Here is a 23,324-nt window from a genome sequence, read left to right on the forward strand (position 1 = left end):
CCTCTCGCCGTCCCCTTGCGCTCGACGCCCGGGGATGTGTACTGTCTCGGTAGGTAGAGTTACTAGTCAGTCTACCTAGACAAATGGCCGGGCGGATCGATTCCCGCTCGCGCCGCTACCGAGGGGAACTCACATGTCCACCACCGTGGAATCAACGTCGGCCGTTGCCACGGCCCGCGCGCTGCGGAACCTGTACTTCGTCCGGTTCGGCTTCGCGATCGTCTGGGCGGCCCTGCTGTTCGTCGTCGGGGGGAGCCTGGGCCCGGTCGCGATCGGGCTGCTGGTGCTCTACCCGCTGTTCGACGTCGCGGCGGCCGTGACCGACTTCCGGTCCTCGAAGTCCGCGCGCCCCACGGTGGGCCTGTACTTCAACATGGCGCTGAGCCTCGCCACGGCCATCGGCCTGGGCGTCGCGGTCACCTCCGGGATCCCCGCCGTGCTGCGGGTCTGGGGCGTCTGGGCGATCACCGCCGGCCTCGTGCAGCTCATCGTCGCGATCCGGCGCTACCGGCTCGGCGGCCAGTGGGCCATGATCCTCAGCGGCGGCATCTCGGTGTTCGCGGGCACGGGCTTCTTCATGATGGCCGGCGGGCCGGGCGCGGCTCTGACCTCGCTGGCCGGGTACGCCACGCTCGGCGGAATCTTCTTCCTGGTCTCGGCGTTGCGCCTGGGCCGCGTCATCAAGAAGGAGAGCTGACATGACCGAGAGCGTCTTCGACGTCGTCGTCATCGGTGCCGGACCCGTCGGCGAGAACGTCGCCGACCGCGTGGTCCAGGGCGGCCTGACCGCCGCGATCGTGGAGCGCGAGCTCGTGGGCGGGGAGTGCTCGTACTGGGCCTGCATGCCCACCAAGGCGCTCCTGCGCGACGCCGCCGCACTGCGTGCCGCGCGCAGCCTGCCCGGCGCGCGCGCCGCCGTGACGGGCGAGCTCGACGTGACCGCCGTCCTGGCCCGTCGCGACGAGTTCGCGGCCCACTGGCACGACGACGGCCAGGTCGACTGGCTGCAGGGCGCGGGGATCTCCCTGTTCCGCGGCGCCGGCCGCATCAGCGCCACCCGCACCGTCGAGGTGACGGACGCCGACGGTGGCACGACCGTGCTCACGGCCCGGCACGCCGTCGTCGTGGCGACCGGCAGCAGCGCCGTCCTCCCGCCGATCCCCGGCCTGGCCGACGCCGCGCCGTGGACCAGCCGCGAGGCCGCGTCCGCCCAGGCCGTCCCCGGACGGCTCGCGGTCATCGGCGGCGGCGTCGTGGGAACCGAGATGGCCACCGCGTTCGCCGCCCTCGGCGCGCAGGTCACGATGATCGCCCGCGACGGACTGCTCCCCAACGTGGAGTCGTTCGCGAGCGACCTCGTGGCTGAGTCGCTCAAGGCGGAGGGCGTGGCGCTGCACCTGCGCACCCAGCCCGTGGACGTCCGGCGCGACGACCAGGGCACGGTGCACGTCGCGCTCGCGGACGGCACGGACGTCACCGCCGACGAGGTGCTGGTCGCGACCGGCCGCCGGCCGAGCACGGACTCGATCGGCCTGGAGAACGTCGGGCTCATCCCCGGGGACTGGCTGACGGTCGACGACTCCCTCCGGGTGCTCGGCGGCGACGGCGTGCCGGTCGGCGACGGCTGGCTCTACGCCGCCGGCGACGTCAACCGCCGCGCGCTCCTGACGCACCAGGGCAAGTACCAGGCCCGGGCCGTGGGCGATGCCATCGCCGCCCGTGCCAAGGGCACGCCCGTCGACGTCGGCCCGTGGGGCCGGCACGCCGCCACGGCCGACGAGCGCGCCGTGCCGCAGGTGATCTTCACCGACCCCGAGATCGCGAGCGTCGGCCACACCGCCGCCTCCGCCGAGGCCGCGGGGCTGCGCGTGCGCTCCGTCGAGTACGACCTGGGCGCCGTCGCCGGCGCCTCGCTGCACGCCGACGGGTACACGGGCCGGGCCGCCATGGTCGTGGACGAGGACCGCAAGGTGCTCGTCGGGTTCACCGCGGTGGGTCCCGACGTGGCCGAGCTGCTGCACGCGGCGACGATCGCGATCGCCGCGGAGGTGCCGATCGACCGGCTGTGGCACGCCGTGCCCGCCTACCCCACGGTCAGCGAGGTGTGGCTGCGGCTCCTGGAGACCTACGGGCGGTCGGCATAGGCGGGACGCGGCCGGGCAGGGCGATCTGGTCGGGGGTCCTGATCTCCGACCACGCCCGTGCCCGCGGGAGCCGGTGGATCGTGATGTCCGTGGGCCGCGTGCCCGCCGGCTCCACGGGTGGCACCGCGAGCACGTCCGCGCCGGGCAGCGGGCCGAGGTCCAGCCGGGTCAGCGCCGCGACGTCGCGCACCGGCACCTGGTAGGTGCGGAACGGGCCGAGCGGCGGGATCTCGTCCCTGGCCAGGGCCTGGGCGGTGATCTCGTACAGCCTGGCGTCGTCGAGCTGGGGCGTCTGGTCCAGCACGAACGCCGTCGCCCGCAGCATGCCGGGCGCGACGCCGGCGGTGTCGCCGGGGCCGGTGACGCCGGCAGGGCCGGTGATGCCGGCCGGGCCCACCCAGGCGACGACCTTCCAGAACAGACGCGGGATGCGGACCCCGCGGTACGGCGGGTCGTCGGCGGCGAAGACGGGCCCGGTGTGGACCGCCAGTCGGTGGTCGTGGGCTGCGGCGTACCGCAGCACGTGGTCCTCGAGCCCGTTCCAGAGCTCCTTGGACTGGTTGAACCTGTTCACCTGCGGCGCGGCGTTCGTGTAGGTGAACGTGTCGTGGTTGGCCCGCGCGGCCGTCTCGGCGTCACCCCAGACGGGGTCGAGGCGGCGCACGAGGTGGCCGCGGTCCAGGGGGTTGCCCGCGTAGAGCGCGCTGCCGGCCTGCTCGCCGCTCGGCACGCGGGAGTCCAGGCGCCAGCGGCCGGACCGGCGCAGCGCCTGGAGCGTGGCGCCGTCGATGGTGCAGGCCGTGGCCGCGGCGAGCCGGCGGACCGGGTCGAGCAGCACGGAGAAGTGGGTGTAGTCGAGCACACGCAGCTCGAGCGGGGAGGCGGGGAGCGGGACGCCGAAGCCGAGGAACTGTGCGTCATATCCGGTCACAGGCCGACAGCCAACCAGAGTGAGCCAGGTCATGACCAGACCAACAATCGGACGCGGTGGACGCCGCAAGGCAATCTCGGCCTAGGCTCTAGCCCGTGAGTGAATCAACTCAGACCGTCCGCGGCAACGCCCGGCACGAGGTACCTGACCCGCTGCGCGAGGACGTGCGCCTGCTCGGCGGCCTTCTCGGCAGGATTCTCCGCGAGGACGGGGGGCAGGGCCTGCTGGACGACGTCGAACGTCTCCGCGAGCTGACGATCCGCGCTTACGGTGACCCGTCGCCGCACGCGCTGGACGAGGCCGCCGACGTCGTGGCGTCCTTCTCCGTGGAGCGCGCCGAGCAGGTCGCCCGCGCGTTCACCTGCTACTTCCACCTCGCGAACCTCGCGGAGGAGTACCACCGGGTGCGCGTGCTGCGCGCCCGCGAGGCCGAGACGACGACCGGACCGGCCGTCCTGGAGGACACGATCCCCGCGGCGTTCGCACGGCTCACGGAGGAGGTGGGCCGGGACGAGGCGCTGCGCCGGCTCGACGAGCTGGAGTTCCGGCCGGTGCTCACCGCGCACCCGACCGAGGCCCGCCGTCGGGCCATCAGCGGGACCGTCCGCCGCATCTCGGACCTCCTGGCCGAGCGGGACATCCGCCGGCTCGGCGGCGTGACCCTCGCCGAGAACGAGCGGCGCATGCTCGCCGAGATCGACACCATGTGGCGCACCGCGCCCGTGCGGACCAGCAAGCCGTCCGTGATCGACGAGGTCAAGACGGTCATGGGCGTGTTCGACGCCGTGCTCGTGGACGTCTTCGGCGACGTGTACCGCCGCCTGGACGACTGGCTCCTGGCCGAGGACGCCGGCCGCGTGGCCCCCGTGGCCAAGCCGTTCGTGAAGCTCGGGACCTGGATCGGCGGCGACCGCGACGGCAACCCGAACGTGACGGCCGAGGTCACGCGGCAGGCCGCGAGCCTGGCCGCGGAGCACGCCCTCGCGGCGCTCGAGAGTCTCGCGGTCGAGACCGGGCGCAAGCTGACGCTCGACGCCGAGGGCACCACGCCGTCGTCGGACCTGAACGCGCTCTGGCGGCGCATCCGGCTCATCTCCGAGGAGGTGGCCCGGCGCTCCGAGGAGGCGTCGCCGAACGAGCCGCACCGTGCGGTCATGCTGGCGATCGCGGAGCGCATCGCCGCGACCCGGACCCGCGACGCCGACCTCGCGTACGCGAACGCGGAGCAGCTCGAGGCGGACCTGCTCGTGGTGCAGGACTCGCTGGTGGCGACCGGCGCGGCGCGTGCCGCGTACGGCGACCTGCAGCGGCTCGTCTGGCAGGTGCAGACCTTCGGGTTCCACCTGGCGGAGCTCGAGGTGCGCCAGCACTCGCAGGTGCACGCGGCGGCGCTCGACGAGATCCGCGAGCTGGGGGTCGACGGCGCGCTCGGTGACCGCACCCGCGAGGTGCTGGACACCTACCGGGCCCTCGGCGCCATCCAGAGCCGGTTCGGCGAGCGGGCCGCGCGCCGGTACATCGTCTCGTTCACGCAGGCGCCGGAGCACCTCGCCGCCGTCTACGAGCTGGCGGCGTACGCCTTCGCGGACGACCCCGACGGCGCGCCCGTGATCGACGCCATCCCGCTGTTCGAGACCTTCGCGGACCTGCAGAACTCGGTGCCGATCCTGGACTCGATGCTGACCCTGCCCGCGGTGCAGAAGCGCCTGGCCGAGAACGGCCGCCGCGTCGAGGTCATGCTGGGCTACTCGGACTCGTCCAAGGACGTGGGCCCCGTCGCGGCCACGCTCGCGCTGCACGACGCGCAGTCGCGGATCGCGGAGTGGGCACGGTCCAACGACCTGAAGCTCACCCTGTTCCACGGCCGCGGCGGTGCGCTCGGCCGCGGCGGCGGCCCCGCCAACCGCGCGGTGCTCGCGCAGCCGCCGCACTCGGTGGACGGCCGGTTCAAGCTGACCGAGCAGGGCGAGGTCATCCTGGCCCGCTACGGCGACCCGGTCATCGCGTCCCGGCACATCGAGCAGGTCGCCGCGGCGACGCTGCTGGCCTCCGCGCCGTCCGTCGAGGCGGTCAACGAGAGCGCGACGGCCAAGTTCGCCGAGCTCGCCGAGTCCCTCGACGCGACGTCCCGCGCCAGGTTCCACGAGCTCGTGAAGGCCGACGGGTTCCCGCAGTGGTTCGCGCAGGTCACGCCCCTGGAGGAGGTCGGTCTGCTGCCCATCGGGTCGCGCCCCGCCAAGCGCGGCCTCTCCGTGAACTCGCTCGACGACCTGCGTGCGATCCCCTGGGTCTTCTCCTGGTCGCAGGCCCGCATCAACCTCGCCGGCTGGTTCGGCCTCGGCACCGCGCTGGCCACGGCCGGTGACGTCGAGCTGCTGCGCGCGGCCCGTGCCGAGTGGCCGCTGTTCGCGACCATGCTCGACAACGTCGAGATGTCGCTCGCCAAGACTGACGAGCGGATCGCCGCGCAGTACCTGGCGCTGGGTTCGCGCGACGACCTCGCCGAGATGGTGCTCGACGAGCTGCGCCTCACCCGGGAGTGGGTGCTGAAGATCAGCGGCAACGAGTGGCCGCTCGCGTCCAAGCGGGTGCTCGGCCGCGCCGTCCAGCTCCGGTCGCCGTACGTCGACGCCCTGTCGCTGCTGCAGGTCCGCGCGCTGCGCGGGCTGCGTACCGGGTCCGACGGCGGCTCCGCCGTGGACGGCGACTACGCCGGCCGGCTGCAGCACCTGCTGCTGCTGACGGTCAACGGCGTCTCGGCGGGCCTGCAGAACACGGGGTGACGCCGGTCTGGCCCGGCCGTTCGGCCGGTCGTCCTGAGATCGGTTCGTCGACGGACTTGTCGCAGGACGACCGACCGGGCTCGGCAACACCCATGACCTGAAGGACCGATGGGAGAGACGATGAGCGCGACCTTGATCGGGACGTCGCACGGGACCGACGACGCCGCGGGTCAGGCGGCCGTGCGTGCCCTGCTCGACGGCGTCCGCGCTGCGCGGCCCGGCCTCGACGTGCGCGAGGCGTTCGTGGACGTGCAGCAGCCGGAGGTCGGCGACGTTCTCGCGGAGGCGGTGCGGGACGCCGGGACAGTGCGTGACGCCGGGGCGGTGCGTGACGCCGGGGCGGTGCGTGACGCCGGGGCCGCCGCCGAGACGTCGGCGGAGGGGCCGGTCGCCGTCGTCGTGCCGCTGCTCCTGTCCACGGGCTATCACGTGCGGCACGACATCGCGCAGGCCGTCGCCGCGGTGAACGCGGCCGGCGACGGCGTGGCCGTCGCGGCTGACCCGCTCGGCCCGCACCCCCTGCTCGTCGACATCCTGGCCGACCGGTACGCCGCCGCGGAGGCCGCCCACGGCCCGTTCCGGTCGGACGACGCCGTGGTGCTCGCCGCCGCCGGGTCCTCGGTGGCGGCCGCGGCGACGGCGGTCGAGGAGGTGGCCAGCGGGCTGGCCCAGCGCCTCGGGCGACCCGTGACGCCGTCGTACGGGGCTGGCGCGGAGCCACGCGTCCCGGACGCGGTGGCCGCGGCGCGTGCCACGGCTGCACCCGGGGCGACGGCCCCCGGTCGCGTGATCGTCGTGTCCTACCTCCTCGCGCCCGGGTACTTCCTGGACCGGGTGCTGGAGGCGGGCGCCGACGTCGTGACCGACCCGGTCGCCGGCCCGGCCGGAGCCGAGAAGGCCGACCCGCGGCTCGTGCAGGTGGTGCTGGACCGCTACGACGCGGTCGTCAGCGCCTGATCACGCCCCGCCTGATCACGCCCAGCCGAACGCCGTCCGGACCCGGTCGACGCTGGAGCGCAGGCCCCACCGTGCGACGAGCGCCTCCAGCGCCTCGGCGTCGGCGGGCGCCTTCGGGACCGCCGGATCGAACGCGGGCAGCGGAGCGTCCCGTGCCACCTGCACCACGACGGGCGCGACCTTCAGGTACTCGTCGGCCTCCAGCAGACGACGGCGCTGCGTGGTGGTGAGCCCCTTGTCGCCGGCGTCCCGGGCCGCGAGGATCCCGGCCAGCGTGCCGTACTGGGCGAGGAGCTTGGCGGCGGTCTTCTCGCCGACGCCCGGCACGCCCGGCAGGCCGTCGCTCGGGTCGCCCCGGAGCGTCGCCATGTCGGCGTAGGCCTGTCCCGAGGCGACGGCGTACTTCTCGGCCAGCCGCTTCTCGTCCACCACGTCGGGGTCGCGGATGCCGCGCGCGGGGTACAGGACACGCACCCCGGCGGCGTCGTCGACGAGCTGGAACAGGTCACGGTCGCCCGTGACGATGTCCACCGGCCCGGCGCCCTGCTCGACCGCCCGGGTGGTCAGGGTGCCGATGACGTCGTCGGCCTCGTAGCCGGGCACGCCGACACGCGCGATGCCGAGCGCCGCCAGCACGTCCACGATGACGGGCACCTGTGCGAGCAGCGTCTCGGGCACCTCCTCGATGCCCGTGGTGCCGGGCACCTCCTGCGCGACGCGATGCGCCTTGTAGCTGGGGATCGCCTCGACGCGGAAGGCGGGCCGCCAGTCGTCGTCCCAGCACGCGACCATGCGGTCGGGCCCGTGCGTCGTGGCGAGCCACGCGATGGTGTCCAGCAGGCCGCGGACGGCGTTCACCGGTACGCCGCTGGGCGCGCGCAGCGAGTCGGGCACACCGAAGAACGCACGGAAGTACAGCGAGGCGGAGTCGAGGAGCATGAGGCTCATGCAGCGAAGCCTGCCACGCACCACCGACAAGCGGGCCGTCGAGCGAGCGAGACCCTGCGCGGCGGGCTCGGCCATGCCGTCGAGCATGGATGCCCGGTGAGGGCGGAATGCGGGACGACACGGGCGAAATAGCCGCAGAAGGCCGGTTCCGGCCCGGTGTGCCCGTAGTGTCCGACCATGGCAAGCAAAGTGCAGCAGGTGACCGAGGTCATCGAGGGCCTCGGCCTCGGGATGGCAGCGGTCGGCGCGACGCGGGCGACCTCCACGAAGGCGGATCTAGAGCGTGCCCTGAGCCACGCGTGGTCGGGCTGGGAGCACAGCGGCGACTACCCGTTGATCGAGCGGGCGCAGAAGCCGGAGAACGAGCTCTGGGCCGGGATCAACGGATCGACCCGGCGGACGAACGCCGCGGTCGTCTGGCGGGAGCGCGGCGACTGGTACGTCGTCGACATCGCGCTGGTGAACCGTACGCCGGTGGAAGCGGCGCGCTTCGTCGGCAGCCGGCCTCTGACGGAGTGGGTGCTGCTGGCGGAGCTCTTCCTCAGCGCGCTCAACCCCGGCGACGTACCGGTGAGCGACGTCAAGGTGTGAACAGGCCGCCCATCGCCACGCCTGCGCTCGCCGCGAGCACCGTCACCAGCAGCGTGCCCAGGGTGTTCGCCAGCGCGAGCCGCAGCCGGCCGGACTGCGCCAGGCGCACGGACTCGATCGTGGCCGTGGAGAACGTGGTGTACCCGCCGCACAGGCCCGTGGTCAGGGAGAACTGCACCAGCTGCGCGACGTCCGTGGACACCCCGTACCAGGTGAGCGTGGAGAACAGGGTCGAGAACACACCGATCAGGAACGAGCCGGTCACGTTCACCACGAACGTGCCCCACGGGAACCCGCCGTTGTGCCGGGCCCGGACCTCGCCGTCGACCATGAACCGGGCGGCGGCGCCCAGGCCGCCGCCGACGGCTACGAGGAGAAGTGCGAGCACCGCCGTCACCTGCCCTTCCGGCGCCGGTCGGCGCGTGCCGCCAGCGCGATCCCGCCGAGGCACGTCGCCGTGCCGCCCACCAGGGTGAGCGTCACGTACAGCAGCGCGAGCCACGCCATGTCCTGGCCGATCAACGTCTGGACCTCCAGGGCGAGCGCGGAGTAGGTGGTGAACCCGCCGAGCACGCCCGTGCCGATCCCGAGGCGGATCTTGCGGCGCCGGACGGTCTCGCGGCCCCGGCGGACAAGTGCCTCCAGGAGGTAGCCCAGAGCGAACGCGCCCACGAGGTTCACGACGAGGGTCCCGACCGGGAACCAGAGGATCGTGTGGCCCGCGTCCGGTAACAGGATGGTCAGGGGCGTCAGCAGGATCCCCGACCACATGCTGACGAGATACCGCGCGACCGAACCACCCGCGCCACCCAGCGCGACCAGGCCGACGTACCGCCAGTCGCGGTGCGGTGCTCGTGTCACGCGGTGTGTTCCCTCGTGGAGGCTCGAAAGGTCTGGGACGAACCTACCGCTCACGAGGCCGACATCGTCTCGGGGAGCACCACGACCGGGCGCGACTGGTTGTGGATGAGTCGTCCCGCCACGGTCCCGCTCACGAGGTTGGTCGTCCAGCCGCGCAGGCCCGAGCGGTGGGCGCCGACGACGATCATCGCCGCCCCCACCTCGTCGGCCACCCGTCCCAGCTCGGCGGCCGGGTCGCCGGCGCCGCGCCGCGCGCACCAGGGCAGGCCGACGTCGGCCATCGCCCGGTTCAGCCCGGCCAGGACGTCGGCACCGTACGCGTCGGAGGGCACGGCGATGTCCGGGTCCACCGACACGGTGAATCCCCGTGAGTCCGAGACCGCTGACTCGTCGACCCACACGCACACGAGCTCGATCAGGCTTCCACCCAGCGACTGGACGAGCGACGCTGCCCGCCGAGCCAGGTCTGGGTGCTTGTGGTCCACGCCGACCACCACGGATCGCACAGTCACCCTGACGAGGGTATGGCCAAACCCCTAAGCTCCACCATCTATCGACGGAGCCTGCGGTTCCGCTTCGGGCGCGTGCCTCGTTCCTCGGCCCCCACCCTGCGCTGCACCTCCGGCTCAGGTTCCGCCGGTTGTCGACTGAGCCTGCGGTTCCGCTTCGGGCGCGTGCCTCGTTCCTCGGCCCCCACCCTGCGCTGCACCTCCGGCTCAGTCGAGGTGGTCGGGCAGGCCGAATCGGGGGAACCACTTCTCCGTGTCGATGAAGGTGGTGATGCCGGTGATGTGCTTGCCGTCGTTCTCCAGCACCACGATCCCCCACGGGAAGTGGCCGCCCTTCGGGTCCGCCCGGTACTGGGCGAACCCCGGGGTGCCGTTGACGTGGATCGGCATGCAGCGCGAGCCCTCGCACCCGTTGCCGGGTCCGGTCATCCACGCCTGGATGTTCTCGATGCCCTCCAGCCACATCGCGTACGGCGGCATGTTCATCACCGCGTCCTCGCGCAGCAGGTTGGCCAGCGCGGTCATGTCGTAGCGCTCGAACGCCGCGACGTACCGCTCCAGGAGCTCGGTCTCGTCGGCCGACGCCTGCTCCGGCGCCTCCGAGGTGCCGGCCCGGTCGGGGGCCTTCTCGGCGAGCGTGGCCCGTGCCCGCTGGAGCGCGCTGTTCACCGACGCCACCGAGGTGTCGAGCAGCGTGGCCACCTCGGCGGCGGGCCAGCGCAGCACCTCGCGCAGGATCAGCACGGCGCGCTGCTTGGCCGGCAGGTGCTGCAGGGCCGCGACGAACGCGAGCCGCACCGACTCCCGCGCGACGGCGGTGTCCGCGGGGTCGCTCGCGCCGGGGAGCACGTGCTCGGTCGGGACCGGCTCCACCCACGCGTACTCGGGCAGCACCATCGCGAGGCTCTCCTCGACCGGGTCGGCCGCGGCGCCGAGTCCCATGGGGCGCTCCCGCTTGGCGCGGCTCGAACCGAGCTGGTCGAAACAGACGTTGGTGGCGATCCGGTACAGCCAGGTGCGGAGCGAGGAACGACCCTCGAACCGGTCGTACGAGCGCCACGCGCGCAGCAGGGTCTCCTGCACGGCGTCGTCGGCGTCGAAGGTGCCGCCCAGCAGGCGGTAGCAGTATCCGGTCAGCTCGCGGCGGTACACCTCGAGCTGAGCGGAGAGCTCGGCCCCGGCCAGGTCCTCACCGGTGCTCTGCTTGGGTCGTGACGCTGTCTGTGCCATAGCTCACACCGTACGCGGAGCCACTGACACGCGATCCTGGATTCGACCCTGGCCGAAGCCCGGGGCCCAAGTTCACCCGAGGTCGAGCTCGAACCAGACCGTCTTGCCCGTCCGCCGGCCCTCGCGCGGCGGACCGTGCCGGTGGCTCGGGCGTGGCGCCCCGCCGTGCCTGTCCACGCCCCACCGGGACGCGAGCCGTTCGAGGAACTGCACGCCGCGCCCGCCGAACTCGGTGACCGCCGGGTCGCGCAGCTCGGGCTGGACGGTCGACGAGTCGCGCACCCCCACCCGCAGCCGGTCCAGGTCCACCTCGACCGTGGCGGTGAACGGCGCCTGCCCGTGGTCGACGGCGTTGGTCAGCACCTCCGACGTCAGCAGCATCACCGTGCGGCGCAGCGGCATCGGCACGCCGCAGCTCTCCAGCACGTCGTCGACCCAGATGCGGGCCGGCCCGACGTCGCACAGCGACGGGGCCAGCTTGCGCTCCGCCGTGGCGGGGCGCCCGGGCGACGGTGGGCCCGACGGCGCCGCCGCCCGCACCCGGACGGCGAGCACGGCGACGTCGTCCCGCTGGTCGTCCGAGGCGAGGCGGCGGACGAGGGTGACGGGCAACGCCGCGGTGGCCGTGTCGCCGAGCGCGCCGAGCGTCTTCTGCAGGCGGTTCAGCCACTGGTCCGGGGTGGTGCCGCGCTGCTCGGCGAGCCCGTCCGTGTAGAGCAGGAGGGTGTCGCCCGGGCGCAGCGTCGTGACGTGGTCGGTGCGTTTCGACGTGGGCCGTACGCCGAGCATCATGTCCGGGAGCACCGAGAGGCGCTCGACCGTGCCGTCCTCGCGGAGCACGAGCGGTGGTGGGTGACCGGCGGTGGACCAGGTGAGCTGGTACGCGCCGGCGACCCGTTCCAGCCGGGCCACCACGGCGGTCCCGCTGGCGAGCAGCCCCAGCCCGGAGTTGGCCTTGTCCAGCAGCGACAGCAGGGCCGACGGCGACTCGTCGTGGCTCCACGCGAACGCGCGCAGCAGCGACCTGAGCTGGCCCATCTTCGCCGCGGCCCGCATGTCGTGGCCGGTCACGTCCCCGATCATGAACATGGTCGCGTCGTCGTCCACCGCCACGGCGTCGTACCAGTCGCCGCCGATCTGGTCGGAGCGCGTGGCGGGCGAGTAGGTCGCCGCCATGTCGAGGTGCGGCACCTCGGGCAGCCGGCTGAGCATCGCCCGCTGCAGGGTCTTCGCGGACTCGCGCCGCTCCTCCAGGAGCCGGGCCCGCTCCAGCGCGTGGCCCGTGTAGTGGGCGAGCCCGGTCTGGAGCGCGTACGAGTCCTGGTCGGGCCCGCGGTCGCGCTCCCAGGCCAGCATGATGACGGCGACGACGTCGCCGGCCGTGACCACGGGCAGGTACGCGCGGGCGCCGACCTCCGGGTCGCAGAGCTCCTCCGAGCCCGGGAACGCCGTGAACATCTCGTCGGCCGACCGGAAGAACAGGGGCCGGCCGGTGCGGGCCGCCTCGGCCAGGGGGCGCTGCTCGTCGAGCTTGGTCTGGCGGAGCCGCTGGGGAAACTGCGGCTCGGCGTGGACGAGGGATCGGTAGGTGATGCCCCGCCCGTCGGCGTCCGCGAGGGCGAACGCGCAGTAGCGCGCGCCGATCCCCGCGGTGCCGACCTCCACGATGACCTCTTCGACCTGGTCCATCGTGTTGGCGTTCGCGAAGGCCTCGCTCAGCGAGAGCAGGAACCGGCTGCGGCGGTTCGCCCGGACGGCGGTCTCCTGGATGCGGCGTGCGCGCTCGCGCTCGGCGCGCAGGCGCAGCTCGGCGGTGCAGGCCGCGGCGAGGTCGGCGAGGGAGTCCAGGTCGTCCTGCGACCACTCGCGGGGTTGGTCGTCGACGGCGCACAGCGCGCCGACGGCGCGCCCGCGCAGGTCGAAGACGGGATAGCCGGCGAGGGCGACCAGGCCCATCTCCCGGACCAGGTAGTTGTCGCACAGCAGCGGGTCCGCGCGGGCGTCCACCGTGACGACCGGCTCGCCACGCGCCGTGATGACGTTGGTGAGCGTGCCCGGGTGCTGCAGCAGCCGGTTGGACTGCATGGGCTCCGGCACCCCGGACGCTCCCGCGAGGACCTGGCCCTCCCGGACCACGAAGTAGACGACGGCGGCCGGGACCCGCAGATGCCGACGCACCAGGCGAGCAAACCGGTCAAAGGCCTCATCCGCTGTGGGAGCAGCAAGACCGACGTGCTCGAGGTCTCGCAGCGCCTGGAGGTCCGTCGGCATCCCATCAGTATTGCGAGAGAAGGACGCCTGCGCGACAGATGTACCGGATGTGTCCCTTTTGCACCGGGCAGGTAGCCTGCCCGTTCCCGGTCACACCTCCAGCAGACCGCGCTGGTGGGCGAGGCTCACCGCCTCAGCCCGGCCCGAGGCGCCGAGCTTGGCCAGCAGGTTGGACACGTGCACGCTCACCGTCTTGGTCGAGATGAACAGCCGTTCGCCGATCTGCCGGTTGGACAGCCCCTGCGCGACCAGGCCGAGGACCTCCTCCTCGCGCTCCGTGAGGGTCGACGCCGTCGCGCGGCGGACCCCCGGCAGGTCGAGCCGTGCCCGCCGCGCCAGCGCACGGACGGCGTCGGCCAGCGGCTGCGCGCACATGTCCTCCGCCTCCGAGAGCGCCTCGGCGGCCTCTACCTCGGCGGCCTGTCGCTCGCCGGCGCCGAGCAGGGCCTCGGCCCAACGGTAGCGCGACCGCGCGACCTCGTAGCGGTACCCGAAGCCGAACGCGTTCACCGTGTCCTGCCAGCTCGCGGCGGCCTCGCGCCACAGGTCGCCGGCGGCCCGCTCGCCGCTGTCGGCGCCCGCGGTGGTGCCCACGATCGCGTGGAGCCGGGCGTTCTCGGCGGCCGCCCGCTGCAGCCAGGCCCGTCCCTCGGGGCCGAGCACTCCGCCACGCGGACGTCCGCGCTGCGCCGTCTCGCGGGCGATCGCCAGGAGCGAGTCACCGCTGTCGAGGCGTTCGGCCGCGCGAGCCTCCACGGCAGTGGCGGCGGCCGAGCCGGGGGCGCCCGCGCGGCCCGCGGACCGGTCGGCCTGCGCCGCGTCGGCCAGGGCCGCGATCGCCAGCGCGGACAGCCAGATCCGGCCGAGGAACACCTCGGTCCACACCTCGCCGAGGTGGTCGGTGATCCGCACGGCCAGCGCCGCGGCGTCGTCGTACCGGCCCGCCCAGGTCAGGGCGTCGACCAGGCTGCCGCCGCCGATCAGGGCGATCTGGCCGTCGCTCTGCCAGTGGTCGAAGAGGGCCTCGCCGCGTGCGATGACGTCGGCGTCGCCGCGGGCCACCGCGGCGTACATCTGCGTCGCCTCCAGGACGTGCTTGTGCGTGGCCGGCACCCCGCCGGCGGGCCGCGGCGTCAGGTCGCCGCGGAAGTAGAGCATGACCTCCTGCAGGATCCGCAGGAAGACGGTGGGCGTGCTCCAGGCCAGCCCGAGCTCCTCGGCCCGGGCGAGCGCGTGCTCCACCCGCTGCTGAGCGGCGTCGAGCTCGCCGGCGTAGAACCGGTTGGCCGTGGCGTTGTAGAGCGTGCGCATCTCCGTGAGCACGTCGCCGGCCTCCGTGGCCGCCGTGCGCGCCTCGTCGAGGAGCGCCGCCGCCCGGTCGGGGTCGGCCACGTCGAGCACGGCGAGGGTCGAGAGCGCGGCGGCGAGCGCGCCGGGCTGACCGACGGACCGCGCCTCCTCGATGGCGCACCGGGCGTGGTCGCGGGCGTCGTCGTCCAGGTCGATGATCATCGTGACGCGCGCCAGCAACGCGTTGGTCCAGATCCGCTCGGGGCTGCGCTCCGGCAGCACCTCCAGGGCGGCGCGCAGGTCCTCGATCGCGGCCTCGACCTGGCCGGGCGTCTCGTCCCAGGTGGGCAGGTCGAGGTACCGGTGCACGAGCACGTGCCGCAGCCCGGCCCGCCGCACGGGGTCGTTCACGCCCTCGACCGCGCGCTCGGTGAGCTTCACCGCGCGCATCGGGTCACCGGCGCGCGCGGCGGCCTCGCCCGCGGAGAGCGCGATGTCGACCCGGTCCTGGCCGATCCGCTCCTCGGCGTCGGGCACCGACTCCCACAGCGCGAGCACCTGCTCCCAGTGCCTGAGCTCCTCCTCGGGGGCGAGCAGGCGGCGGGCCCGCAGGGCCGCGTCGCGCGAAGCGGTCAGGGCCGCGGGCAGGTCGTGGCCCTCGTAGGCGTGGTGGGCGCGCTCGGCCGCGCTGCCGATCGGCATGCCGTCGGGCCCGTCCTGCTCGATCACCGCGAGGTAGGCGCGGTGCACCGATGATCGCTCGCCGGGCAGCAGGTCGGCGTACAGGGCCTCGGCGAGCAGCGCGTGCCGGAACTCCAGGTGGACCCCGGAGACCACCAGCACCTGCTGGGTCACCGCCTCGCGCAGCGCGGCGTCGACGTCGTGCGCGCCCCAGCGGGCGGCCGCGGCTCGGAGGAGCTCCTCGCGCACGCGGCGTCCGGCGACCGACGCGATGCGGAGCACCTGCTGCACCCCGGGGTCCAGTCGTTCCAGCCGGGTGCGGAGCACCTCGGTGAGCGTCCAGGGCAGGCTGGCCGAGTCCGGCCCGGCGTCCAGGAGCTCCTCCGCGAAGAAGGCGTTGCCCTCGGACCGGTCCAGCACGTCGGCGAACCCGGCGGCGGGCAGGGGCTGCCCCGCCAGGGCGGTCGTGAACTCGCGCAGCTCGTTCTCGGTGAACGGCTGCAGGTCGATCCGCTCCACGTGCTCCAGCCGGGACAGCTCGGCGAGCAGGGGGCGCAGGGGGTGCCGGCGGTCGACGTCGTCCGCCCGGTAGGTCACCACGATCAGGACGTTCTCGGTCCGGGCGCGGGCCGCGAGGAACCGCAGCACGTCGCGCGTGGACGCGTCGGCCCAGTGCGCGTCCTCGACGACGAGCACGAGCGGGCGCTCGGGCGCGCCGGCGACCGCCAGGCTGCGCGCGATGCCCTCGAAGAGCTGGAGCCGCTCGTCGTGGTCGGCGTCGGCGCTGCTGCCGGGCTCCAGGAGCCGCCACAGGGCCGGCCGCTCCGCGACGAGTTCCGTGACCCGCGCGGCGGCGTCGGGCCCCGCGGCCCCGGCCTGCAGCTGGGTCAGGGCCTCGGTGAAGGGAAGGTAGGGGATGCCGACCTGGCCCAGGTCGACGCAGTGCACGACGACGGCACTGGCTCCCGCCTGCTCCGCCGCCTGTGCCACATGCCCGATCAGACGGGTCTTGCCCACGCCGGCGTCGCCGCCCACGAGCACGAGACCTGGCCGGCCGGCCGAGGCGCGACCCACCGCCAGCAGGAGGGAGGCAACCTGCTCCTGCCGGGAGACCAGGGGGATCGTCGTAGACCTTCGCACCTGCACATCGTGCCACCGGTCACTGACAATCCCCCTGGCCTGGCCTTTCCCCGGGTTCGCCGCGGCGGCTCCCGCCGCCCGGGCGCCCACGGCGTCGGCGCCCACCGTGGTCACGCGAACAGGCCGTGCCGCTTGGCGGGCGCGGGGCGCATGCCCGCGATGCCCTCCCTGATCTGCTCCGTGCGGTTCACCCGCGCGGCCCACCGCTCCTGGCGGGCGGCGCGGTCCGCCGCGGTCGGCCGCTTGCTGCGCCAGGCCCTCTTGGCCTCGGCCTGCCGGTACTCGATCTCCGCGTCCACCGCGGGTCCCCACAACGACATGATTCCTCCGATGTCCCCGGCGGGCCGTGTGCCCGTCCGGCTGATGAGGAAGACACTCGTCCTGAGTCGTGGGGTCGCGGATCGGGAGGTCGGCCAGTCCTGGCCGTCGGGGTACCTCAGAGCGGCGTCTGAGGTACCCCGGCGCGGGCCTGAGGTGGCCCTGAGGTGCCTTAGTGCACCTCAGGGGCACCGCGACGCGGTTCGTCCGGCGCCCGAGATGCCCGACGGGCCGGGTGGCGAGACACTGGGCGGGCGAGATTCAGGGAGTTCACAGCCCCACTATTGCGATCTACGTCACAGCAGACGCACACTGGAAGTAGCAGCGGACCCAATTCGGGGGTGGATCGTGACCGGAACCGAAGCTGGAACGTACGACATCTTGCCCATGCTGGGCCGTGGGAAGCACCGCAATCCAAAGAAGGGCGCGTGCTTCATGGAGCTCGCCTCCTTCCTCGCAGGCGAGAAGTGGAGCGACCATCCAGCCTGCACGCACCCGCTCATCGCGATGCTGGCTCGTGCGGTGAACGACCTGACGGCGGACCACGCTCGCCCGCAGCTCGCACCGCTGATCCCGTCGGTCATCGGCCTGACCAGCACCGACCCGCGCTGGGACGTGCGGATCGCGCTGCGCGCCGCGCAGACGGCGCTGCCGGTGTCGCCCGCGGACCGGCAGCAGACGCTCGCCGTCGCCGTCCTCGGCTCCGAGCGCATGCTCGACGTCCTGGAGGACCGTCCGGCTGGCACCCTCGCACCGGAGAGCAAGGACGCGCTGGCGTCCGTGCCGAAGACGGCGGCCTGGGCCGAGCGGTTCTGCGCCGGCACCAGCGTGCGGCCCAAGAGGTTCGTCCGTGACGCCGCGCCGAGCGTGGTCTCCACCGCGGTACAGGGCATCTCGGAGGCGTTCGTGCCGGACGTCGACGCACGCCTGAGGGACCTGCTCGCAGCAACGATCGCCGATGCGCGCCGCTGGACCGGGAACGCGGACGATGACGCCCGCATGCTCGACCCGCTGGCGTGGGGCCCGGTGGTCAAGGCGGCTCCGACAACTGCCTGACACACCTGGCCGGACAGGGGGAACCGGGTCGGGGCGCACCAGGGGGCGCCCCGACCCGAGTCATGTCCGGACGGGCTCCCCGGGCAGGTCGCGCAGCTCGGCGAGAGATCGTGTCGAGACCTGTCGATCGGGCGGCGGCGAGATCGTCACCACCGTGTCAGACAGACCCGACCGGAGGACGGAACCATGCGATACACGATCCTGCTGCACTACCCGGAGATGACGCCCGAGGAGCTCGCGCCCGGCGGCTGGGAGGAGGGCGAGCGCGAGTTCGAGGCCTACGCCACGGCGCTGGACCAGGCCGGGGTGCTGCTCTCGGCGGAGGTGCTCCAGCCCTCGTCGTCCACGACCACCGTCGCGGTGCGCGACGGCGAGCTGCGGGTCCAGGACGGCCCCTTCGCCGACACGAAGGAGCAGCTCGGCGGCACGTTCGTCGTCGACGTGCCCGACCTCGACGCCGCGCTCGCCTGGGCGCAGAAGGCGCCGTCGGTCCAATGGGGCACCGTGGAGGTGCGCCCCAGCGCCACCCACTTCGAGAACGGCGCGTGGACGCGCTGACCGACCGCGCGGACGTGCGGGCCGTCGCGGAGGCGGCGGCCCGCACGTCGTACGGACGCCTGCTGGCGCTGCTCGCGGCCCGCGACGGCGACATCCAGCGCGCCGAGGACGCCCTCGGCGAGGCCTTCGAGCGCGCCCTGCGGCACTGGCCCGACGACGGCGTGCCGCACAACCCCGACGGCTGGCTCCTCACCGTGGCCCGCAACCGGCTGCGCGACCTGTACCGCTCCGCCGCCCACCGCACCACCGTGCCGCCCGACGCCGGACCCGAGCCCGCCGCGCCGCCCGAGGACGTCGACCCCGACGCGATCGGGGACCGCCGGCTGGAGCTCATGTTCGTCTGCGCCCACCCCGCGGTCGAGGCGGGCATCCGCACCCCGCTCATGCTGCAGACCGTGCTCGGCGTGGAGGCCACGGACATCGCGGCGGCGTTCGCCGTCCCCGCGCCCACGATGGCGCAGCGCCTGGTCCGGGCCAAGCGCCGCATCCGGGACGCGCGCATCCCGTTCCGGATCCCCGGCCGGGACGAGGTGCCCGACCGCCTGCCGCCCGTGCTGGAGGCGGTGTACGGCGCCTACGCCATCGACTGGCGCGGCGCCGCGCCCGAGGTGCGCGGATCGCTCACCGGCGACGCGCTCACGCTGGCCCTGCTCGTGGCCGACCTGCTGCCCGAGCCCGAGGTGCTCGGCCTGGCCGCCCTGCTCTGCTTCTCGCTGGCGCGCGCCGACGCGCGCGAGGCCGACGGCGCCTTCGTGCCGCTCGACGTGCAGGACGTCGCCCGCTGGGACACCGGCCTGATCGAGCGCGGCGAGGCGCTGCTCCGCCGGTCGCTCGCCGACCCGGCCTCGCCCACCGACCAGCCCGCCGGACCGCCTGGCCGGTTTCGCCTCGAGGCCGCGATCCAGTCCGTGCACTGCGCGCGGGCGCGCACCGGCCGCACCGACTGGCCCGCGCTCGTCACCCTGCACCGGGCGCTGCTCCGCGTCGCGCCGACGCTGGGCGGGCGGGTGGCACTCGCGGCGGTCGTCGCCCGGGTCGACGGCGCACGAGCGGGGCTGGCCGCGCTGGACGAGATCGTGGCGACGGAGCCGGCGTCGGGCCGGTTCCAGCCGCTGTGGGCGACCCGCGCGCACCTCCTGGCCGAGGCCGGCGACATCGACGCGGCCCGGGTCGCCTACGACAAGGCGCGCTCGCTCACGACGGACCCTGCCCTGCGGGAGTTCCTGGCCCTGCGGAGCGCCGCCGTCGGATAGGGCCACCGGGTGAAGTCGGCCACGCCGGTCCCGAAACCCGGATCCACTCCTCCCTACCAACGAAGCGAGCTCCTGGTTCGTCCTGTTCCACGAGGGGCGCCCACACGAGGGGGCCTGAGAACGGGGAACGACCATGACGACCAGCACAGCGATGATCACCGGCAAGGACGTCGCGGCGGTCGAGCGCGATCTGCGGCGCATGGAGCTGCTCAACCGACGCGAGCACAGGATCCGCGCGGCCGGCCGGTCGGCCCCGATGACGTCCTACCTCACGCTCGCCTCGCGCTCGCGGGACCGCAGGCGGTACGCGGACGCGTGACGTCGGAGGGGCGGGGCCGCAGATCCAGGGGGTTCGGCGGCCCTGCCTCATTTCACCCAGGAATTTACACGGAGCGATCCTGACCTGCCCCTTAGGCTCCTTGGCATGAGCGGACACCCTTCACCCCATCTGCCAGCGGACGGTCATGCGCCCGTCCCGCCCCCGCCAGGTGGGTACGACGCGGTGCCTCCGGCCGTCGGACCCCCGCCGCCGCCCGTCCCGGTACCCGTCGGTACGGTGCCCGGACCGCCTCCTCCGCCCGGTGTCCCGGTGCCCGGAGGCGGCCAGCCACCCGTCCCGCCCCGGAAGAACGGGCGGCGCGCGCTGATCATCGCCGTCGTGGTGATCCTGCTGCTCGCGGCCGGCGCGGGGGTCTGGTACCTGCTGCGGCCGCCGCCGATCCCCGACCCGGAGCCCGCCGCGGAGCAGCTCGCGGCCGCGCTCCAGGCGGGGACGCCGGCCGAGTTCCCGCTGACCATGGAGACGTCCGCGTCACCCGACGAGCAGTACGCCTCGGTGTTCGAGCAGCTCGTGGCCGCCGTCGGCGAGGACGCCGGGACCGTGGCCGTCAAGAGCGTCACCCCGCTCGAGGAGGGCGACGGCGGTACCGCGACCGCCACCGCGACGCTCGCCTGGACCTGGCCCGTGGCGACCGAGGAGGCCTGGGAGTACGAGACGGTCGTGCAGCTCACCTACCCGGGCCCGGCCGACGGCGAGGCCGGCGCCTGGGAGGCCGCCTGGAACCTCGGCGTGCTGGTCCCGGGCCTGGAGGCGGGTGAGCGGCTCGCGGTGGAGCGCACCGAGCCGGTGCGCGGCGACATCGTGACCACGAGCGGCGAGACGATCGTGGGGCTCACCCCCGTGCACCGCGTGGGTATCGACAAGACCCGGCCGGGCTGGGACACGGCCGCCGCGCAGCTCGGCGCCGTGCTGGGCTTCGACCAGGCGACGACCGACGACATCGCGGCGCAGGTCCAGTCCGCGGGCGACAAGGCGTTCATCGACGTCATCACCATCCGGGACAACGACCCGGAGTACGACTTCAACGCCGCGATGGCGATCGCCGGCGTCGTCGGGATCCCCGACGAGATCCCCCTCGCGCGGGACCGCGACTTCGCACGCGCGCTGCTCGGCACGGTCGGCGAGGCGACCGAGGAGATCGTCAAGGACTCCGAGGGCACCATCAAGCCCGGCGACATGGTGGGCCTGTCCGGCGTGCAGGCGGCCTACGACGAGCAGCTGCGTGGCGTGCCCGGCCTGGCGGTGACCATCGAGCCCGGCGAGGACGCGGAGGGCGGCGAGAGCCGCGAGGCCTTCACGATCGAGAAGAAGGACGGCGAGCCCGTGGCCATCTCGCTCGACCCGGAGACGCAGCTGCGCGCCCAGGCCGCGCTGGCCGACTTCGGCGACCTGGCGAGTGCGATCGTCGCCATCAAGCCGTCCACCGGTGAGGTGCTCGCGGCGGCGTCGGGCCCCGGCTCCGAGGGGTTCAACACGGCGACCCTGGGGCAGTACCCGCCGGGTTCCACGTTCAAGATCGCGACGTCGCTGGCGATGCTCCGCGCCGGGACGACGCCGGACTCGACGCTGCCCTGCACCGCCACGATCAACGTGGAGGGCCGCGAGTTCCAGAACGTGCCCGGTTACCCGCAGTCCGCGATGGGCGACGCCGTACCGTTCCGGACCGTGTTCGCCAACTCGTGCAACACCGCCTTCATCTCGCAGCACCAGGCGATCTCGCAGCAGCAGCTGCACGACGCCGCGGCGTCGCTCGGCCTGGGCACCGAGCACACGGTGTCCTTCGGCGGTGCGGCGGCGTTCGGCGACGTGCCCACCGAGGCCTCGGGCACGGAGCACGCGGCGTCGATGATCGGACAGGGTCAGGTGCTGGCCACCCCGCTCGCGATGGCGACCGTCGCCGCGAGTGTCTCCGCAGGCCACACTGTGTCCCCGTGGCTGGTCGAGCCGACGGGGGAGGAGGCGGACGCCGAGCCGGCGGGCGACCTCACCGCGGACGAGGCGGCCACGCTGCGCGACCTCATGGGTGGTGTGGTGCAGGAGGGCTCGGCCGAGCTGCTCCAGGACGTCCCGGGGATCGTCGGCGCCAAGACGGGCACCGCCCAGTTCGGCGACGGCTCCAAGGCGCACGTCTGGATGCTCGCGATCGCGAACGACCTGGCGGCGGTCGTGTTCATCGAGGAGGGCGAGCTCGGCTCGACCACGGCCGGCCCGGTGATGCACAAGTTCCTCACGGGGAGCTGATCCCCTCACGGGGAGCCGATCCCCGAGCACGTACGACAGAGCGCCTGTCCGACGGTCCCCGGCGATGCCGGGGCGGGTCGGGCAGGCGCTCTGTCGTACGGCGTCGTACGGCCTCGGCGGGCGGTCAGCCCTTGAAGCCGCCTTCGGTGCACGTGGCCTTGTAGGACTCGATGGCGCCCATGATGGCGTTCGGGCGGGCGATCGAACCGCCGAGCGCCTGGTCGAACGGCGCGCGCACGGCCTCGAGGTGGGCGATGCTCACCTCGTCCGCCTTGCCGATGATCAGGCCGATGTTCGTGCTCACCTTCGTGGCGTTACCGGTCTTCTCCTCGTCGAGCGGGGAGGCGACGTCCATCGCCGCGGCCTGGATGCTCGACACGAGCGGCCCGGCGAAGAACGCGTTGCACGTCTCGACGAGGTCGTACTCGCCGGTGCTGATGGGGGCCTCGACCACGGGGGACGGCGCGGCCTGCTGCACCTCCTCGCCGGACGGCGTGAAGTCGCTGGCCATGTCCTCGAGAGCCGAGCATCCGGACAGCAGAAGTGCACAGGCGACCACTGCCGCGGTCGCCCAGTTCTTGCTGGTGCTCACGATCTACATCCCTCACGTCATCGGGTCAGAAAAGTGCGGTTCGGCCGCACTCGCCCGCGAGTCTAGCGCCACGGCCGCCACCGAAGGCCAGCGGTCCCGTGGGGAACGTCGGACGCTCAGGTCACGGGAGTGGCCTGAGCGTCCGACGTCCGGTGCGGGGCGGCGGTCAGCGCTCGCCGTCCGCCGGGGGCTGGTCCTGCGGCCCGGGAGCCGCGGGAGGTGCGGGTTCCGCCGTCGTCGTCGGGCCGGAACCCTGGCCGGAACCGGGGACGGGTCCCACCGAGCGGAGCACGGCGAGCCGGGAGCGGTACTCGGCCTCGTCGATCTCGCCGCGGGCGAAGCGGTGGCCCAGGAGCGTCACCGGGTCGGCCCCGGCCGCCGTGTGCGCGGCCCACGGGCCGCCCCACCCGCCGCGTGCGCCGCGGCGGGCCCGGCGCGCGATCAGGAAGACCACGGTCGCGAACAGCAGGAACCACAGCAGCGGGAAGATGAAGAAGAACGGGCCGGGTCCGCCCCAGCCGTAGTGCGGCCCGTTGGCGAGGACCTCTGTCGTCGCGGTGAGCATGTCGACCTCCAGCAGTCGGTTCGGCCGGTCGTTCCGGCCACACCACCAGGCTGCCGCCGTCCGCC

21 protein-coding genes are annotated in these 23,324 nt (G+C 73.7%); 10 read left to right on the plus strand and 11 right to left on the minus strand.

What is annotated here, in order from left to right:
• The first annotated feature begins 133 nt into the window (after positions 1-133).
• The gene (locus QRN56_RS05425) at positions 134-697 is read left to right on the plus strand and encodes a hypothetical protein (RefSeq protein WP_285101760.1); all 564 of its coding nucleotides are present in this window, start codon (positions 134-136) and stop codon (positions 695-697) included.
• Between the two features lies 1 nt (position 698).
• On the plus strand, positions 699-2,144 hold the full coding sequence (locus QRN56_RS05430) for a dihydrolipoyl dehydrogenase family protein (RefSeq protein WP_285101761.1): 1,446 nt from the start codon (positions 699-701) through the stop codon (positions 2,142-2,144).
• Here the strand turns inward: QRN56_RS05430 and QRN56_RS05435 are convergent.
• Positions 2,095-3,075: a DNA/RNA non-specific endonuclease gene (locus QRN56_RS05435; protein WP_285101762.1), complete on the minus strand. Its 981-nt coding sequence runs from the start codon at positions 3,073-3,075 to the stop codon at positions 2,095-2,097. The genes QRN56_RS05430 and QRN56_RS05435 overlap by 50 nt on opposite strands.
• Positions 3,076-3,170: 95 nt before the next feature.
• Here QRN56_RS05435 and QRN56_RS05440 point away from each other — a divergent pair, with 95 nt between their 5' ends.
• Complete coding sequence (locus tag QRN56_RS05440; protein WP_285101763.1) at positions 3,171-5,858, plus strand: phosphoenolpyruvate carboxylase; 2,688 nt, start codon at positions 3,171-3,173, stop codon at positions 5,856-5,858.
• Positions 5,859-5,978: 120 nt separating this feature from the next.
• Complete coding sequence (locus QRN56_RS05445; protein WP_285101764.1) at positions 5,979-6,815, plus strand: sirohydrochlorin chelatase; 837 nt, start codon at positions 5,979-5,981, stop codon at positions 6,813-6,815.
• Between the two features lie 15 nt (positions 6,816-6,830).
• Here the strand turns inward: QRN56_RS05445 and QRN56_RS05450 are convergent, their stop codons facing one another.
• The gene (locus tag QRN56_RS05450; RefSeq protein ID WP_285101765.1) at positions 6,831-7,763 is read right to left on the minus strand and encodes a 5'-3' exonuclease; all 933 of its coding nucleotides are present in this window, start codon (positions 7,761-7,763) and stop codon (positions 6,831-6,833) included.
• Between the two features lie 177 nt (positions 7,764-7,940).
• Here QRN56_RS05450 and QRN56_RS05455 point away from each other — a divergent pair, with 177 nt between their 5' ends.
• Positions 7,941-8,354, plus strand: coding sequence for a hypothetical protein (locus tag QRN56_RS05455; RefSeq protein ID WP_285101766.1), 414 nt, complete (start codon positions 7,941-7,943; stop codon positions 8,352-8,354).
• Here QRN56_RS05455 and QRN56_RS05460 read toward each other — a convergent pair.
• From QRN56_RS05460 to QRN56_RS05490, 7 genes are all read right to left on the minus strand, one after another.
• Positions 8,344-8,742 carry a fluoride efflux transporter FluC gene (locus QRN56_RS05460; protein WP_285101768.1) on the minus strand — a complete coding sequence of 133 codons (399 nt, stop codon included), beginning with the start codon at positions 8,740-8,742 and terminating at the stop codon, positions 8,344-8,346. The genes QRN56_RS05455 and QRN56_RS05460 overlap by 11 nt on opposite strands.
• Before the next feature lie 5 nt (positions 8,743-8,747).
• The gene (locus QRN56_RS05465; protein ID WP_285101769.1) at positions 8,748-9,215 is read right to left on the minus strand and encodes a fluoride efflux transporter FluC; all 468 of its coding nucleotides are present in this window, start codon (positions 9,213-9,215) and stop codon (positions 8,748-8,750) included.
• A gap of 50 nt (positions 9,216-9,265) precedes the next feature.
• Complete coding sequence (locus tag QRN56_RS05470) at positions 9,266-9,727, minus strand: universal stress protein (RefSeq protein WP_285101770.1); 462 nt, start codon at positions 9,725-9,727, stop codon at positions 9,266-9,268.
• Positions 9,728-9,931: 204 nt separating this feature from the next.
• Positions 9,932-10,954, minus strand: coding sequence for a sigma-70 family RNA polymerase sigma factor (locus QRN56_RS05475; RefSeq protein WP_285101772.1), 1,023 nt, complete (start codon positions 10,952-10,954; stop codon positions 9,932-9,934).
• Between the two features lie 72 nt (positions 10,955-11,026).
• Positions 11,027-13,225 carry a SpoIIE family protein phosphatase gene (locus tag QRN56_RS05480; RefSeq protein WP_285101773.1) on the minus strand — a complete coding sequence of 733 codons (2,199 nt, stop codon included), beginning with the start codon at positions 13,223-13,225 and terminating at the stop codon, positions 11,027-11,029.
• 90 nt (positions 13,226-13,315) lie between these two features.
• Positions 13,316-16,336, minus strand: coding sequence for a helix-turn-helix transcriptional regulator (locus QRN56_RS05485; RefSeq protein WP_285101774.1), 3,021 nt, complete (start codon positions 16,334-16,336; stop codon positions 13,316-13,318).
• Positions 16,337-16,446: 110 nt separating this feature from the next.
• A complete protein-coding gene (locus tag QRN56_RS05490) occupies positions 16,447-16,656 on the minus strand; it encodes a hypothetical protein (protein WP_285101775.1) in 210 nt (69 codons plus the stop codon).
• Positions 16,657-17,089: 433 nt separating this feature from the next.
• Between QRN56_RS05490 and QRN56_RS05495 the strand changes: the two genes are divergently transcribed.
• The 5 genes from QRN56_RS05495 (at position 17,090) to QRN56_RS05515 (ending at position 22,102) form a co-directional block, all read left to right on the plus strand.
• Positions 17,090-17,710 carry a hypothetical protein gene (locus tag QRN56_RS05495; protein ID WP_285101777.1) on the plus strand — a complete coding sequence of 207 codons (621 nt, stop codon included), beginning with the start codon at positions 17,090-17,092 and terminating at the stop codon, positions 17,708-17,710.
• 186 nt (positions 17,711-17,896) lie between these two features.
• A complete protein-coding gene (locus QRN56_RS05500) occupies positions 17,897-18,268 on the plus strand; it encodes a YciI family protein (protein ID WP_285101778.1) in 372 nt (123 codons plus the stop codon).
• Positions 18,256-19,521, plus strand: coding sequence for an RNA polymerase sigma factor (locus QRN56_RS05505; protein WP_285101780.1), 1,266 nt, complete (start codon positions 18,256-18,258; stop codon positions 19,519-19,521). Before QRN56_RS05500 ends, QRN56_RS05505 begins: the two co-directional genes overlap by 13 nt.
• Before the next feature lie 133 nt (positions 19,522-19,654).
• Positions 19,655-19,840 carry a hypothetical protein gene (locus tag QRN56_RS05510; RefSeq protein WP_285101782.1) on the plus strand — a complete coding sequence of 62 codons (186 nt, stop codon included), beginning with the start codon at positions 19,655-19,657 and terminating at the stop codon, positions 19,838-19,840.
• 270 nt (positions 19,841-20,110) lie between these two features.
• Positions 20,111-22,102, plus strand: coding sequence for a penicillin-binding transpeptidase domain-containing protein (locus QRN56_RS05515; protein WP_285101784.1), 1,992 nt, complete (start codon positions 20,111-20,113; stop codon positions 22,100-22,102).
• A 124-nt stretch (positions 22,103-22,226) separates the two neighbouring features.
• On the opposite strand, the gene QRN56_RS05520 is transcribed toward QRN56_RS05515, so the two are convergent.
• Positions 22,227-22,694, minus strand: a complete 468-nt coding sequence (locus tag QRN56_RS05520) for a hypothetical protein (protein WP_285101785.1) — start codon at positions 22,692-22,694, stop codon at positions 22,227-22,229.
• Positions 22,695-22,860: 166 nt separating this feature from the next.
• A complete protein-coding gene (locus QRN56_RS05525; protein ID WP_285101786.1) occupies positions 22,861-23,259 on the minus strand; it encodes an SHOCT domain-containing protein in 399 nt (132 codons plus the stop codon).
• Positions 23,260-23,324 lie beyond the last annotated feature (65 nt).

The sequence above is a fragment of the Promicromonospora sp. MEB111 genome, from assembly GCF_030209445.1.
Classification (GTDB): Bacteria; Actinomycetota; Actinomycetes; order Actinomycetales; family Cellulomonadaceae; genus Promicromonospora.